This is a genomic window from Yersinia sp. LJYL362, assembly GCF_048323875.1.
Genome location: NZ_JBLWEX010000177.1, coordinates 1 through 13,619 on the forward strand (window position 1 = coordinate 1; position 13,619 = coordinate 13,619).

Sequence of the window (13,619 nt, forward strand, 5' to 3'; positions counted from 1 at the left end):
ACATCAACCAACCCAACAGGTTCCCTTCCTGCTTCCATTGCCTGAATATTGGCAACCACCTGATCCATTGCTACCTCTGGCAAGGTAACCGCAGCAATATGTGGCGTAATGGTGACTCGGGGATGGCACCAGAATGGATGCATTGACGGCAGCGGTTCTTCAGCGAACACATCTAATGTCGCCGCCGCGACTTGCCCGGCATTCATTGCTGCCAGTAAATCCCGCTCCAATAAGTGCGCTCCCCGTGCAATATTGATGATATAGGCATTGGCATTCAGTTGTGAAAAGAGTGACTGATTAAGGATACCGGCTGTCTGTGGGGTATTGGGCAACAGATTAATCAGCAATTGTGTCCCCTGAATGAAAGCGGGTAACTTTTCTTGACCAGCGAAACTGGTCACTCCATCAATGTGTTTTGGCGTACGGCTCCAACAACGGACAGTAAAGCCAAACTCGGCCAGCTTGTGGGCAACACTTTTCCCTAATACGCCCGCGCCGAGAATGCCTATGGTGAATTTATCGTGTTGATGCGGTTCGAGGGGTTGCCACAACTTCTGTTGTTGTTGCAACTGATACTCATCCATACGACGGAAATAGCGTAATACGGTTGCCACGACATATTCCTGCATCTGCAAAGACATCCCGGTATCTTCCAATCGCACCAATGGCACACCCGCAGGTAATGTTCCAGGATGACGCCGCTCTTGATCCAATATAGCGTCCACCCCTGCCCCCAACGCAAACACCCCTTTTAGTTCAACACGACTGGCGAGCATCTCCTGAGGTGGCTGCCAAACCAGTGCATAATCTGCCGGTTGGGTGTCACCACGCCGCCATTGCCTGATATTCGCGGTGGGTAAGCGCGACTGTAGCCCTGATAACCACTGTTTTGCCTCAAAGAATGGGTGATAAAAAATAATATTCATTATTTGCCAGCTCCTTGCGAAAGTATTGAATAGACTTTCGCAAGGAGCTGGCAGATGCAAGCGCTACTCGCAAGAAATGACGATGAAATCAGCAAATTGCTGTAACTTTAGCTAAACAACTACAAAGCGCACATAAGAGGGTTGACGCTGAGCACACTTTTGCCTACATTACGCCGGTCGGCCCCATTGAACGCGGCTGATAGTACTAGCAGTAACACGGTGAGGTGTCTGAGTGGCTGAAGGAGCACGCCTGGAAAGTGTGTATACGTGTAAGCGTATCGAGGGTTCGAACCCCTCCCTCACCGCCATATTAAAGTGAAAAGCCCATGAGATTCATGGGCTTTTTTCATTTCAGGCTGTTGATAATAATTTTCGTGGCATACCAGCAACTATGCATAACCTTTGTCATTAATTGATTATGTAGCCCTGTGGCATCCCATGCTACAACGTGAGAAGTATTTCTATTTTGAAATATAAACCACAAGGGTATAAATATATGAAACTTTCTTTTATTTATTTCTTATTTCTATTTTATCTACAACCTTCATTTTCTTCCCCTCTTATAGTCGCTCATCGAGCAGGCACTGCCGACTTTCCTGAAAATACCCGACATGCCATTGACAGATCGTTATTAAATGAGGCAAATATCATTTGGGTTACGGTTCAACTCAGTAAAGACGGAATTCCCGTACTTTATCGACCGAAGAATTTAAATGAACTAACTGACGGTGGTGGCCCTGTTTCTGAGCACTCGTTGGCAGAGTTACAATTACTCGACGCAGCCTATCACTTTCAACAGGATGAAGATTATATTTATCGTGGACGTAGCGTAAAGATCCCTTCATTACATCAGATCCTTTTATCATATCCTCAGGTGAAATTTATTATTGATATTAAATCCCCTGATGCTGATCCAGAAGTAATGGCTAACGCTATAATAGAATTAAGAAATAATATTCTATCTCCCGACCGACTGGTTTTCTATTCTACTGAACAAAAATATCTCGATGCACTCCCTGAACATTTTAATAAATTCGAATCACGTAATAAAACCCGTAAAATTCTGGCTAACGCCGTTATGGCTGATAAATGCGTAATTGCCAAGAATAGGAGCAATTCATTCCCCAATAGCCAAAACAAATATTATGCTTTTGAATTAAGACGCGATGTAAAAGTCGTGGAGAAGTTTACCCTGGGTAAAGGGACGACCCGTGCCCAATTGGTTTGGAATCAGTCAGCAATGGACTGTTTCAGAAGAAGCGAAGAGGCAAAAATCTTGCTGATTGGCATAAACTCAGCCGAGGATTATCAATTAGCTAAAGATCTTGGCGCAGATTACGTGATGGTTGATTCCCCAAGTCAGGCACAAAAGTGGCGTTAAACTCATCTTATTTGTTTGTGAATCAGTCTATCTGCGCGCGGAATAACCAGATGACAAACAACAAATAAATACTGCTTGACCATCTGCTTGCCGGTCACTATAGTACCGCCCCGTTGCAGTGCATAGCGCCGTAACGAAACGGTGAGGTGTCTGAGTGGCTGAAGGAGCACGCCTGGAAAGTGTGTATACGCGTAAGTGTATCGAGGGTTCGAACCCCTCTCTCACCGCCATATTCGAGCGAAAGGCTCTGACGAAAGTCAGGGCCTTTTTCTTTGGCACTAAATTCGGAGTCTATACCCAAAATAATTCGAGTTGCGGGAAGGCAGCAATTGAGTAAATCCCGATGAGCTTACTCAAGTAAGTGATTCGGGTGAGCGAGAGCAGCCAACGCACATACAGCTTGAAGTATGACGGGTATATTCATTATAAAGAGCGTCGGCGTTTGTCTTTAACCATGCGGTCACCCAGCGGAGAAAAAGGCATTAATCGGCTATAAACCACCTGATTACGACCTTGATTTTTCGCCTGATACAGTGCTTCATCCGTCATTTTCAATGCCTTTAACATCGACATCCCCGGTAAATAAAGAGAGGCCCCAATTGAAATTGTCGCCTTAACTTTCCGTCCATCAGGCAATTGCACATCTAAACTCTCTACACGCATCCGAATACGCTCTGCAACCGCTTTAATAGCTTGTGGATCATGGCTATGAGTAATAATAATAAATTCCTCACCACCGTAGCGACCCACAAAATCTTCATCCCTGACGGCTGTCATCAACAATTTCCCAACTTCGGTTAATAGGATGTCACCACCATCATGGCCATAGGTATCATTAACGGACTTAAAGTGGTCGAGATCCAAAATAAGTAAACCACATGCCTGGCGATTGTGATGAATACTACTCAGGCGATAATCGACACTTGACCGGTTATTCAACTGGGTTAATTTGTCGATGTTTGCTCGATTTTTCATCGCGAAATACGCATAAATATGGCGCTCTTTAAAATTAAGAGCGTGATAACAAATAGCTAAACAAAGTGCAGAAATGAGTTGATATACCACAATCTGCGTCCAGAAGAGAGTATTAGGAACCAATAAAACAGCGGTAAGCATTCGATAGATGGCAATTAAGATAATAGTGGTATAAAAGATACGACTACTCTTTTTCTCCCATACTTTGGAAAACAAAAGAGGAATAATCACTATTGTTATTAATACGTTGTCTAATGTCACCCAACCGGTGAAAGTGAAATTTATCACCAATGCAGTTAAACCACTTAGCCAACCGCCATAAAACGTGACCAAAATAATCGGGATCAGCTCGAAACTGTAGAAATACGCCCCAGAAATAACCCACTGATCTTGATTGAGGTAAAGTGATACCAGCCCCGATATTAGTCCAAATACAATACGCTTCCAAACCTCTCCATTATAGGAGAAAGGGCTGTTCTTACTTAAGGCAAAATAACCAATAGAGAGAGTTGCATAAGTGACACAGGCATCTCGGTATAGCGTCGACAAAGAATCTAATTCACTCATGGCGTAGCATCAGTCCTTTGAATTCTCAGTGTTGATTTTTGGCCGCACACCTGCAGCCGATTTTTTTCTAAAATCAAGTCACGTTCTTGCCCTAAATTATTCATCGGAACCTTAGATATTATGCAGAGATTGATAGTTTCTAACCTAAATCTTAGCTGTGAGATAGGCTTTATTCCTGAATAATTTCATTATGCGGCCTCCGCCTATCCTGGAGTAACAGGATATCTCCTAATCATTTAAACCCCTTCAAACAAACTGCATTCTTCTATTATTAATACTTTTTACTCAGTTTCTAACACTTGATGCTCAAAGCATGCCCTACTCGCGATAATAGGCAGTTTGAATTTCGCCTTACAGAAAATTGTCTTGCCGGTCATGAATCCGTTCATTTAAACCACTTTATAAAACCAGCTGTTATCTCTATTTTTACCAGAGATTGATATACATCTAGATCTCATGCTATGAATTGGCGTATCGTGGTTATCTGCTACTCGAGACGGACCCTTATTGGCCCGCCATTTATTTTGTCTTTTCTTTATTTGGTTTGCACCTTAGATGAAAACGCACGGAATTAACGGCATTAGGCCGTTCAGCGCGATTATTGACGCTTGCTGGCGAGAAACCTATACACTTCAACGCTTTATAAAAGATATAATTGCCGGTATTACTGTCGGCATTATTGCTATCCCACTGGCTATGGCACTGGCAATTGCCAGTGGTGTTCCCCCACAGTACGGCTTATATACCTCGGCAATTGCCGGGATTGTTATTGCGGTCAGCGGCGGCTCCCGTTATAGCGTATCTGGCCCTACCGCGGCCTTTGTGGTTATTCTTTATCCGGTATCACAACAATTTGGTCTGGCCGGTTTATTACTGGCGACATTGCTTTCTGGCGTGTTTTTATTGTGCATGGGGCTAGGCAGATTAGGCCGATTAATTGAATATATTCCGCTATCAGTCACGCTTGGCTTTACTTCGGGAATTGGTATCACCATCGCCACCATGCAAGTGAAAGATTTCTTCGGTCTACACTTGCCGGAGGTGCCGGAAACTTATGTGGGCAAAGTAGCAGCACTTGCCCAGGCACTGCCAACCATCAACTTCAGTGATACGTTAATTGCAACTGTCACTCTGATGGTATTAATTCTCTGGCCACGATTAAAATTAAAGTTACCGGGTCACTTACCTGCACTCGTCGCCGGTACCGCTGTTATGGCGGTTTTATCGTTATTTGATCATCAAGTTGCTACTATCGGCTCACGTTTTGGCTATTTATTGACTGATGGCACACAAGGCCACGGTATCCCCCCTATTTTGCCGCAATTTGTCTTACCCTGGCATCTCCCAGCCGCCAATGGGCAAGAATTTGTTTTAAATTGGGCAACACTTTCGGCACTGCTGCCAGCAGCCTTTTCGATGGCGATGCTCGGGGCGATTGAGTCGTTATTATGCGCAGTGGTTCTTGATGGCATGACTGGGCAAAAACATCACTCAAACAGTGAGTTAGTCGGTCAGGGACTCGGTAATATGGTGGCACCGTTCTTCGGTGGTATCACCGCCACTGCGGCTATTGCACGTTCAGCAGCTAACGTCCGTGCAGGCGCAACCTCACCGGTATCAGCAATTATCCATGCCCTGCTGGTGTTACTGGCTTTATTGGTTTTGGCACCTATGTTGTCATACCTGCCGCTGGCCGCCATGGCCTCGTTGCTGCTCATCGTGGCCTGGAATATGAGTGAGGCGCATAAAGTGGTCGATTTACTGCGCCGTGGCCCTAAAGATGACATTATCGTCATGCTGTTGTGCATGAGTCTGACAGTATTATTCGATATGGTGATTGCTATCACGGTAGGTATTGTATTGGCCTCACTGCTGTTTATGCGCCGTATTGCCCGCATGACCCGTCTAAGTGAAATTCCTACTGAAATGAATGAACATCGGCTAGTGTTGCGCGTTAATGGGCCACTGTTCTTCGCCGCCGCAGAGAGGATATTTAACGAATTACTCAGCCGTAGCGAAAATTACGATACCATCATTCTGCAATGGGACGCGGTACCGGTTCTGGATGCAGGAGGGCTGAATGCGTTTCTACGCTTCACTGAGGCCTTAGGCGAACATCAGCAACTCATTATCACCGATATTCCTTTCCAACCGCTGAAAACGCTGGCAAGAGCGCGGGTGCAACCTATTGAGGGTAAGTTGAGCTTCTACGGCTCACTCCCTGAGGCTTTAACGGCCTTAGCGACAAAATAACCTTTTCCGCGATCAAAAAAGGCAGTGTAGATGACCTACACTGCCTTTTGGTCTATTCTCCGCAACAACGTCAAGGAAGCAGGTGATAGATTGGATTACTTGCTGGTATCAAGTTCTGGGAAACTTTTCACCAAATCATCAATCGCTTTCATCTGCACCAAGAACGGCTCCAGCTTGTCTAATGGCAACGCCGATGGGCCATCACATTTAGCGCTGTTCGGCTCTGGGTGAGCTTCAATAAATAGCCCAGCCAAACCAACAGCCATACCCGCACGAGCCAACTCAGCCACTTGAGCACGGCGGCCGCCTGATGCTGAGCCAAACGGGTCGCGACATTGTAATGCATGAGTCACGTCGAAAATGACCGGATGACCGCCCGTCGCTTGTACCATCACATTGATACCTAACATATCAACAACCAGATTGTCATAACCAAAGTTACTACCACGATCGCAAAGAATAACCTGATCATTACCGGCTTCTTTGAATTTCTCAACGATATTGCCCATTTGGCCTGGGCTAACAAACTGAGGCTTCTTCACGTTGATAACTGCACCAGTCCGTGCCATCGCTTCAACTAAATCAGTTTGACGCGCCAGGAATGCGGGCAATTGGATAACATCCACCACCTCTGCAACCGGCTGGCACTGACTTATTTCGTGAACATCAGTGATCACTTTTACGCCAAATTGCTGTTTCAGTTCCTGGAAAATTTTCATCCCTTCTTCCAGGCCAGGACCACGGTAAGAGTGAATTGAAGAACGGTTGGCTTTGTCGAACGAGGCTTTAAAGACGTAAGGAATACCCAGTTTCTGGGTGACAGTCACATAATGCTCGCAGATGCGCATCGCCAGATCGCGAGACTCAAGCACGTTCATGCCGCCAAACAGCACGAAAGGCAGGTCATTCGCTACCTTGATATCGCCAATGCTAACCACTTTCTGTTTCATACAAATACCTTTATAAAGGATAAATCGAAATTAATTACAGTGAGTTATTACTCAACAAGGTGATTACCATAAATATACCCAAAATAATTCGAGTTGCAGGAAGGCGGCCAACGCACATGCAGCTTGAAGTATGACGGGTATCAGTGCAACGTCACTCGTTGTTGCTCAATAGAGTGGATCTGCATTTTTATCATTTCAGCGATAGGGTCTTCCGGGCACTGTTCGACAAAATAGCTTAAATCAGAGATAGCAATATGGTTGCAATCCAGTTGAGCATAAATCAGGCCACGGTCGCGGATTTCATACGGGTCATCGGGGTCAAAAGCCAACACCGCTTCACTGGCACGTAAGGCCAGTTCCATCTGCTTCTCTTCCATTAATGCGGCTTTTAAAGTGTCGAGCATTTTGCGCACAATCAAGGTGTTTTCCGCTTCTTCCAAATCTTCATCTTCCAATTCGGCACTCAAGCCCAGATTGCCCTTGATCCACACTTCGAGCATATGCTCGTTCAGTGTTTCACCGTTCAACGGGTTAATCAGCCACATTTCTTCGTCTAGCCAATCCGCGCGAAGAATCAATTGGGTTGGAAAAATAACGGGCATCAATGGCAAGTCCAGTTGATGCGCGATATGCAAAAATATCACCCCTAGTGATACCGGAGTCCCCTGCCGCTTATCCAGTACTTTATCCAACCAGATAGCATCTGACAGGCGGTAAACACCGCCCGCACCACCAAACTTCCACTTACGATAAAACAGATCGATAAGCACTTCTAATTGCTGATCCTGATTGAGACCGTCGGGCATTGCAGCCCTGGCATCATCGACGAGCTGTTGTAGTTGATTGCGTACATCAGCCAGTGGAAAATTCTGTCGAATCTCCTGGGTAACCAGTAACACCCCATCACACAGGGACGCGTTGTTAAATTCGAAATCAGCAATGCTACTCATAGATATCCCATCAGCAGTGGTAACTTAGTTGTTGCCAGTTTTATAATTAAATACAGGCAACCCAATGCGAGTATAAAGGCAAGCCAGCGACGATTCTGGCTGCGAGTTCGCTTACCTAATGCAACATAGCCAAGCAGGATATAGATAATAACGCCAAACAACTTTTCAGTCAGCCAGGTTCCTTGCGGACTGAAAGGATAAAATCCAGTCATAAAAATCAATACAATGCCGCTGACAAACAGCAGCGTATCATTGATATGCGGCGTTATTTTTACCCAGCGTCTATCCATCATAGCTGAACCGCGACATTTCCAGAAGAAACGTAACACAAACAGCGTAATACTGATAACCACTGTGAGTAAATGCAAATACTTCATGGCGATGTAGTCAACCCACATGTCTCTCAGTCCTTAATTTATGCTGAACGGGAATTTTCTTGTTTAAGTACCCATTGACCCAAAGTCACACGATCATTATTACCATAATCTTTATACGTCATTACAGCACTAAATCCGCTATTGTGGAGCAGCTTCTGTACCGCTGTGGCTTGTTGCCAACCATGCTCCAACATCAACCATCCCCCCACCTCTAAATAAGCCGGAGACTGGCGAATAATCTCAGTCAAATCAGCTATCCCCTCAGCCTCAGCCACCAGCGCACTATGTGGTTCATAGCGCACATCACCTTCATTAAGATGGGGGTCATTGGCATCGATATAAGGAGGGTTGCTCACAATCAGCGTAAATCGCCCGCTCACCGAGTCAAACCAGCTACTTTGCAGGAAATCCACATTATTTATCGCGAGTTTTTTGGCATTATGGCAGGCCAGAGCAACAGCATCAGCTTTAATATCAACCCCCATCACCGCGCAATCTGGGCGCTCGCTGGCTAATGCCAAAGCAATGGCACCAGTACCAGTTCCTAAATCCAGAATACGGCATGGAGTGGCAGGCAAATGCGCCAACGCTTGCTCAACTAAGCATTCGGTGTCCGGGCGAGGAATTAATGTGGCGGAGGAAACACTCAACGGCAGCGACCAAAACTCGCGCTCCCCCACCAGATAGGCAATCGGCTCACCTTGTTCACGCCGCGCGGCCAATGGCTCTAACACCGCCAATTGCTCGGCGGTAAGTTGGGTTTCACCAAAGGCCAATAAATAGGTGCGGGCGCGCCCTGTAACGAAACTCAGGAGAATTTCGGCGTCGCGCTTTGGGCTGTCACTTTGGTTAAAACGGGCTGCCGCTTGCGACAGCCACTGCTGATAATCCATTAATCTTGCTCAGACAACGCAGAGAGCTGATCAGCTTGATATTCCTGCACAATCGGCTGGATAAGCATATCCAGTTTACCTTCCATCACCTCATCCAGACGGTAAAGTGTCAGGTTGATACGATGGTCTGTCACACGCCCTTGCGGGAAGTTATAGGTACGATTGCGGTCAGAACGGTCGCCAGAGCCTAATAAGTTACGGCGTTCAGAGGCCTCGGCTTGCTGCCGTTTTTGCATCTCTGCGGCACGAATACGTGCGCCCAACACTGACATCGCCTTGGCTTTGTTCTTATGTTGCGAGCGCTCATCCTGACATTCCACTACAATTCCGGTGGGAATATGGGTAATACGAATGGCTGAATCCGTGGTGTTAACGTGCTGACCACCCGCACCTGAAGAGCGGAAGGTATCGATGCGCAAGTCACCCGCATTGATTTCCGGCATTTCAGCTTCGGGAATAGCCGGCATCACCGCCACAGTACAAGCCGATGTATGGATTCGGCCTTGCGATTCGGTTTCTGGCACACGCTGAACACGGTGGCCACCCGACTCAAATTTTAACTGCCCAAAGACACCATCACCGGATACCTTGGCAATCACTTCTTTATAACCGCCATGTTCACCTTCACTGGCGCTCATGATTTCCACTTTCCAGCGACGGGATTCAGCGTAGCGGCTATACATCCGGAACATGTCACCGGCAAAAATAGCCGCTTCGTCACCACCGGTTCCGGCGCGGATTTCCAGGAAGCAATCACGCTCATCATCAGGGTCTTTTGGTAGCAACAGAACTTGCAGTTGTTGTTCCAGCTCTTCACTGCGAGCTTTAGCTTCTTTCAGTTCGTCCTGCGCCATTTCGCGCATTTCGGGATCGTCGAGCATCATTTCTGCTGCTTCGATATCATCTTGTACACTGCGCCATTCTTTGAAACAGCGAGTAACATCCGTCAGTTGCGCATATTCACGTGATAACGCGCGGAAACGGTCTTGGTCGGCAATAACATTGGCATCGCCAAGGTGCGCTAATACTTCTTCGTGGCGCTCTTGTAACGCTTCCAATTTGGCAACAATAGAAGACTTCATCCGTGGTTTTAAACCCTGTAATTAGAGGAAACTAATGCTGATCCAGCCCAAGGCTGTCGCGTAATAATTGCAACCGCTCCATATCGCCATCACTGGCTGCTTGCTGGAGGGATTTGGTGGGAGCATGGATCAGGCGGTTGGTTAGCTTATGGGCCAGTTCATTTACCACCTGTTCAACATTGGCACCCTGCTCAATGGCGGCTAACGCTTTTGCCGTCATCTCACTACGAACTTGTTCAGCCTGAGAGCGATAATCACGAATGGTTTCGACCGCCCCCTGAGCGCGTAACCAGGTCATAAAATTCATGCTTTCTTGCTGTACTATCGACTCGGCCTGAACTGCGGCAGCCTGACGTTGCGCCATATTGTGCTGAATAATCGCCTGTAAATCATCAACGCTGTATAAATAGGCATTCGACAGTTTACCGACTTCCGGCTCAATATCACGCGGCACCGCGATATCAACAAACAACATAGGTTGATTGCGGCGGCTTTTCAGCGCGCGCTCCACCATCCCTTTACCAATAATGGGCAGCGGGCTGGCGGTCGAACTGATAATAATATCGGCATCGGCTAAACGCGCATCAATCTCTGGCAATGTAATCACCTCTGCTCCGACCTCTGTCGCCAGCGCTTGAGCGCGCTCGCGGGTCCGGTTAGCAATAATCATATGCTTGACTTGATGCTCTCTCAGATGCCGAGCCACCAGCTCAATGGTTTCCCCCGCGCCAACCAACAATACATTCAGCTCTGACAGTGACTCAAAGATTTGCCGTGCCAATGTACAGGCGGCAAAGGCCACCGAAACTGCGCTGGCACCAATTTCAGTTTCTGTGCGAACCCGTTTGGCGACCGAAAATGTTTTTTGGAATAAACGCTCCAATTCGCCAGAGAGCGATTGCTCGCGTTGCGACTCTGCAAAGGCTTTTTTCACCTGTCCCAAAATTTGCGGCTCGCCCAACACCAGGGAGTCCAGCCCGCTGGCAACTCGCATCAGATGGCTGACAGCGTCATTGCCATGATGCCAATAGAGGCTTTTTTTCACTTCATCCGGGCTGAGTTTATGGTAGTTACACAGCCAGGCAATCAGTTGTTCGTGCAGGTTTTCTTGCTGTTCTACGCTGAGGTATAACTCAGTTCGGTTACACGTAGACAACACGACACCGCCCTGCACCAACGGCTGTTGGAGCAAGCTAGCAAGTGCCTGATCGATCGATTCAGGTGAAAATGTCACCCGTTCACGTAACGATACAGGAGCGGTTTTGTGGTTAATGCCTAATGCAAGCAGAGTCATGAGAACGGCTTCGAGTAATACTGATGTTAGTATGGATTCTCGTCTGAACCGCATTCTACTTGATGCGCGGGATCAATAAAAGTCGCAGTGCATCATCCTAAGTATTATCCCAAATTATGTTCAATAATTGATTATATGATGTACAACATAGAACAAGATATTGACGCTCAGCCCTTAGATCGCTAGCGTGAGCAACAATGATGCCCATTATTCAAACACATCAATCGAATTTGCTTTATCATATTGTTGCTTTATAAAACGTGCGCCAGTGAAAAACCCTGCGACCGATAGGATTTATACCCATATGCCTCAGCGCAAAATCAGTTTTTATCGCCTACTTCCATTAGCTACTTTGCTATTAGCCGCCTGTAGCACCACACCACCATCCGGCCCTGCGACCAGCCCAACATCGCCACAATGGCGTCAGCATGAGCAACAGTTGCAGCAGTTGAGCCAGTTTCAAACCCGCGGTGCCTTTGCTTATCTCTCAGAAAAACAAAAAGTTTATGCACGTTTCTTCTGGCAACAAACTGCCCCTGAGCGCTATCGCCTGTTGCTGACCAATCCGTTGGGGAGCACCGAATTAGAATTGGTCGTACAACCCGGAGTGACCCAATTGACTGACAATCAAGGCAAACGCTATGTCAGTAATGATCCACAAGAAATGATTCAAAAATTAACCGGGATGTCGATTCCGTTGGAAAGTTTGCGCCAATGGATTCTGGGCTTGCCAGGTGATACCACTGATTTTACTCTCGACGACAAATATCGCCTGAAACAGCTGACTTACCAACAAGATGGCGTAACCTGGGTGGTTGATTATCAAGAATACAATACTCAGGTCACACCGGCATTGCCTAGCCGCATGGAGCTCAGTCAGGGTGGTCAGCGTATCAAGCTGAAGATGGATAACTGGACGGTCAAATAGTATGGCGAATACCAATCAATACGTCTGGCCGTCACCCGCTAAATTGAATTTGTTTCTCTATATCACCGGGCAACGCGCTGATGGCTATCACCTATTACAGACGCTGTTCCAGTTTCTCGATTATGGCGACGAACTGACGATTGTACCCCGCGATGACGATCAGATTCGGCTATTAACCCCCATTATCGGGGTGGAAAACGAACAAAATCTGATAATCCGCGCGGCACGATTGCTGCAACAACATCCCAGCTCAGCAAAAGTACCTCGGGGGGCGGATATTAGCATCGATAAACGCTTGCCAATGGGTGGCGGTTTGGGGGGCGGTTCGTCCAATGCGGCAACGGTGCTAGTCGCACTCAATACCCTGTGGCACTGTGGTCTATCTGATGAAGAATTAGCCGCTCTTGGACTCACATTGGGGGCCGATGTACCGGTATTTGTTCGCGGTCATGCAGCCTTTGCCGAGGGAATTGGTGAAAAGTTGCACCCCGCAGAACCTATAGAGAAGTGGTATTTGGTGGTTCACCCCGGAGTAAACATCCCAACACCGATTATTTTTTCCGATCCTGAATTAAAAAGAAATACGCCAATTCGCCCACTGGCGGCGCTTTTAAGCGCTCCGTACGCAAATGATTGCGAACCAATCGCAAGAAAACGTTTTCGCGAGGTTGAACAGGCTCTTTCATGGCTGTTAGAATATGCCCCGTCACGCCTGACCGGAACCGGAGCTTGTGTCTTTGCAGAATTTGACACGGAGTCATCGGCACGGCAGGTGTTAAGTATTGCCCCGGAGTGGTTGCACGGTTTTGTTGCCCGTGGAGTGAACCTTTCGCCACTGCATCGCGTACGCTCTGGGAAAATGGAAAACAGTGAGCACAGATAAGAATGCACTACAAAGGTCTAGATCATGGCACCACTGACCTGAGTTTGTGAAAATACCTGTCTCATTTGATTGAAAGCCGGTTCATAATACTGTTTTGGCTTTAAATACCCGTATGTATATTGCAATCAGTATGAATAGTCGCCCGTGATTACTGATCTGA

Annotated in this window: 12 protein-coding genes and 2 tRNA genes; 6 read left to right on the plus strand and 8 right to left on the minus strand. The window is 47.0% G+C overall.

The window, feature by feature from the left end:
* On the minus strand, positions 1 to 926 hold a 926-nt coding region (gene ghrA / locus ACNSO8_RS08580), incomplete at its 3' end, for a glyoxylate/hydroxypyruvate reductase GhrA (protein WP_418394390.1).
* Between the two features lie 218 nt (positions 927 to 1,144).
* Here ghrA and ACNSO8_RS08585 point away from each other — a divergent pair.
* From ACNSO8_RS08585 to ACNSO8_RS08595, 3 genes are all read left to right on the plus strand, one after another.
* Positions 1,145 to 1,234: transfer RNA gene (locus ACNSO8_RS08585), tRNA-Ser, on the plus strand.
* Positions 1,235 to 1,422: 188 nt separating this feature from the next.
* Positions 1,423 to 2,307 carry a glycerophosphodiester phosphodiesterase family protein gene (locus ACNSO8_RS08590; RefSeq protein ID WP_057631127.1) on the plus strand — a complete coding sequence of 295 codons (885 nt, stop codon included), beginning with the start codon at positions 1,423 to 1,425 and terminating at the stop codon, positions 2,305 to 2,307.
* A 140-nt stretch (positions 2,308 to 2,447) separates the two neighbouring features.
* Positions 2,448 to 2,537, plus strand: a tRNA-Ser gene (locus tag ACNSO8_RS08595).
* A gap of 193 nt (positions 2,538 to 2,730) precedes the next feature.
* Here ACNSO8_RS08595 and ACNSO8_RS08600 read toward each other — a convergent pair.
* Entirely contained in the window at positions 2,731 to 3,849 is a 1,119-nt protein-coding gene (locus tag ACNSO8_RS08600) for a GGDEF domain-containing protein (RefSeq protein WP_019079650.1), read from the minus strand.
* Between the two features lie 555 nt (positions 3,850 to 4,404).
* On the opposite strand from ACNSO8_RS08600, the gene dauA reads away from it, so the two are divergent.
* Positions 4,405 to 6,102 carry a C4-dicarboxylic acid transporter DauA gene (gene dauA / locus ACNSO8_RS08605; protein WP_050130740.1) on the plus strand — a complete coding sequence of 566 codons (1,698 nt, stop codon included), beginning with the start codon at positions 4,405 to 4,407 and terminating at the stop codon, positions 6,100 to 6,102.
* A 95-nt stretch (positions 6,103 to 6,197) separates the two neighbouring features.
* On the opposite strand, the gene kdsA is transcribed toward dauA, so the two are convergent.
* The 6 genes from kdsA to hemA all read right to left on the minus strand — a co-directional run bounded on the left by kdsA (position 6,198) and on the right by hemA (position 11,648).
* Complete coding sequence (gene kdsA, locus ACNSO8_RS08610; protein ID WP_019079652.1) at positions 6,198 to 7,052, minus strand: 3-deoxy-8-phosphooctulonate synthase; 855 nt, start codon at positions 7,050 to 7,052, stop codon at positions 6,198 to 6,200.
* A 140-nt stretch (positions 7,053 to 7,192) separates the two neighbouring features.
* The gene (sirB1, locus tag ACNSO8_RS08615) at positions 7,193 to 8,002 is read right to left on the minus strand and encodes an invasion regulator SirB1 (protein ID WP_011816540.1); all 810 of its coding nucleotides are present in this window, start codon (positions 8,000 to 8,002) and stop codon (positions 7,193 to 7,195) included.
* Positions 7,999 to 8,400: a SirB2 family protein gene (locus tag ACNSO8_RS08620; RefSeq protein ID WP_046050806.1), complete on the minus strand. Its 402-nt coding sequence runs from the start codon at positions 8,398 to 8,400 to the stop codon at positions 7,999 to 8,001. Before ACNSO8_RS08620 ends, sirB1 begins: the two co-directional genes overlap by 4 nt.
* A gap of 17 nt (positions 8,401 to 8,417) precedes the next feature.
* Positions 8,418 to 9,272, minus strand: a complete 855-nt coding sequence (gene prmC / locus ACNSO8_RS08625) for a peptide chain release factor N(5)-glutamine methyltransferase (protein ID WP_050130747.1) — start codon at positions 9,270 to 9,272, stop codon at positions 8,418 to 8,420.
* The gene (gene prfA / locus ACNSO8_RS08630) at positions 9,272 to 10,354 is read right to left on the minus strand and encodes a peptide chain release factor 1 (protein ID WP_050130750.1); all 1,083 of its coding nucleotides are present in this window, start codon (positions 10,352 to 10,354) and stop codon (positions 9,272 to 9,274) included. The genes prmC and prfA overlap by 1 nt, the downstream gene beginning before the upstream one ends.
* A 31-nt stretch (positions 10,355 to 10,385) precedes the next feature.
* Positions 10,386 to 11,648: a glutamyl-tRNA reductase gene (gene hemA / locus ACNSO8_RS08635; RefSeq protein ID WP_005169107.1), complete on the minus strand. Its 1,263-nt coding sequence runs from the start codon at positions 11,646 to 11,648 to the stop codon at positions 10,386 to 10,388.
* Between the two features lie 304 nt (positions 11,649 to 11,952).
* Between hemA and lolB the strand changes: the two genes are divergently transcribed.
* On the plus strand, positions 11,953 to 12,576 hold the full coding sequence (lolB, locus tag ACNSO8_RS08640; protein ID WP_050075451.1) for a lipoprotein insertase outer membrane protein LolB: 624 nt from the start codon (positions 11,953 to 11,955) through the stop codon (positions 12,574 to 12,576).
* 1 nt (position 12,577) lies between these two features.
* Complete coding sequence (gene ispE, locus ACNSO8_RS08645; protein ID WP_019079656.1) at positions 12,578 to 13,459, plus strand: 4-(cytidine 5'-diphospho)-2-C-methyl-D-erythritol kinase; 882 nt, start codon at positions 12,578 to 12,580, stop codon at positions 13,457 to 13,459.
* Positions 13,460 to 13,619: the final 160 nt, after the last annotated feature.

Excerpts from the sequence above, each read along its gene's own strand:
- ACNSO8_RS08590 (WP_057631127.1), top strand. The coding sequence starts at position 1,423 with ATGAAACTTTCTTTTATTTATTTCTTATTTCTATTTTATCTACAACCT.
- ACNSO8_RS08600 (WP_019079650.1), bottom strand. The coding sequence starts at position 3,849 with ATGAGTGAATTAGATTCTTTGTCGACGCTATACCGAGATGCCTGTGTC.
- dauA (WP_050130740.1), top strand. The coding sequence starts at position 4,405 with ATGAAAACGCACGGAATTAACGGCATTAGGCCGTTCAGCGCGATTATT.
- kdsA (WP_019079652.1), bottom strand. The coding sequence starts at position 7,052 with ATGAAACAGAAAGTGGTTAGCATTGGCGATATCAAGGTAGCGAATGAC.
- sirB1 (WP_011816540.1), bottom strand. The coding sequence starts at position 8,002 with ATGAGTAGCATTGCTGATTTCGAATTTAACAACGCGTCCCTGTGTGAT.
- ACNSO8_RS08620 (WP_046050806.1), bottom strand. The coding sequence starts at position 8,400 with ATGTGGGTTGACTACATCGCCATGAAGTATTTGCATTTACTCACAGTG.
- prmC (WP_050130747.1), bottom strand. The coding sequence starts at position 9,272 with ATGGATTATCAGCAGTGGCTGTCGCAAGCGGCAGCCCGTTTTAACCAA.
- prfA (WP_050130750.1), bottom strand. The coding sequence starts at position 10,354 with ATGAAGTCTTCTATTGTTGCCAAATTGGAAGCGTTACAAGAGCGCCAC.
- hemA (WP_005169107.1), bottom strand. The coding sequence starts at position 11,648 with ATGACTCTGCTTGCATTAGGCATTAACCACAAAACCGCTCCTGTATCG.
- lolB (WP_050075451.1), top strand. The coding sequence starts at position 11,953 with ATGCCTCAGCGCAAAATCAGTTTTTATCGCCTACTTCCATTAGCTACT.
- ispE (WP_019079656.1), top strand. The coding sequence starts at position 12,578 with ATGGCGAATACCAATCAATACGTCTGGCCGTCACCCGCTAAATTGAAT.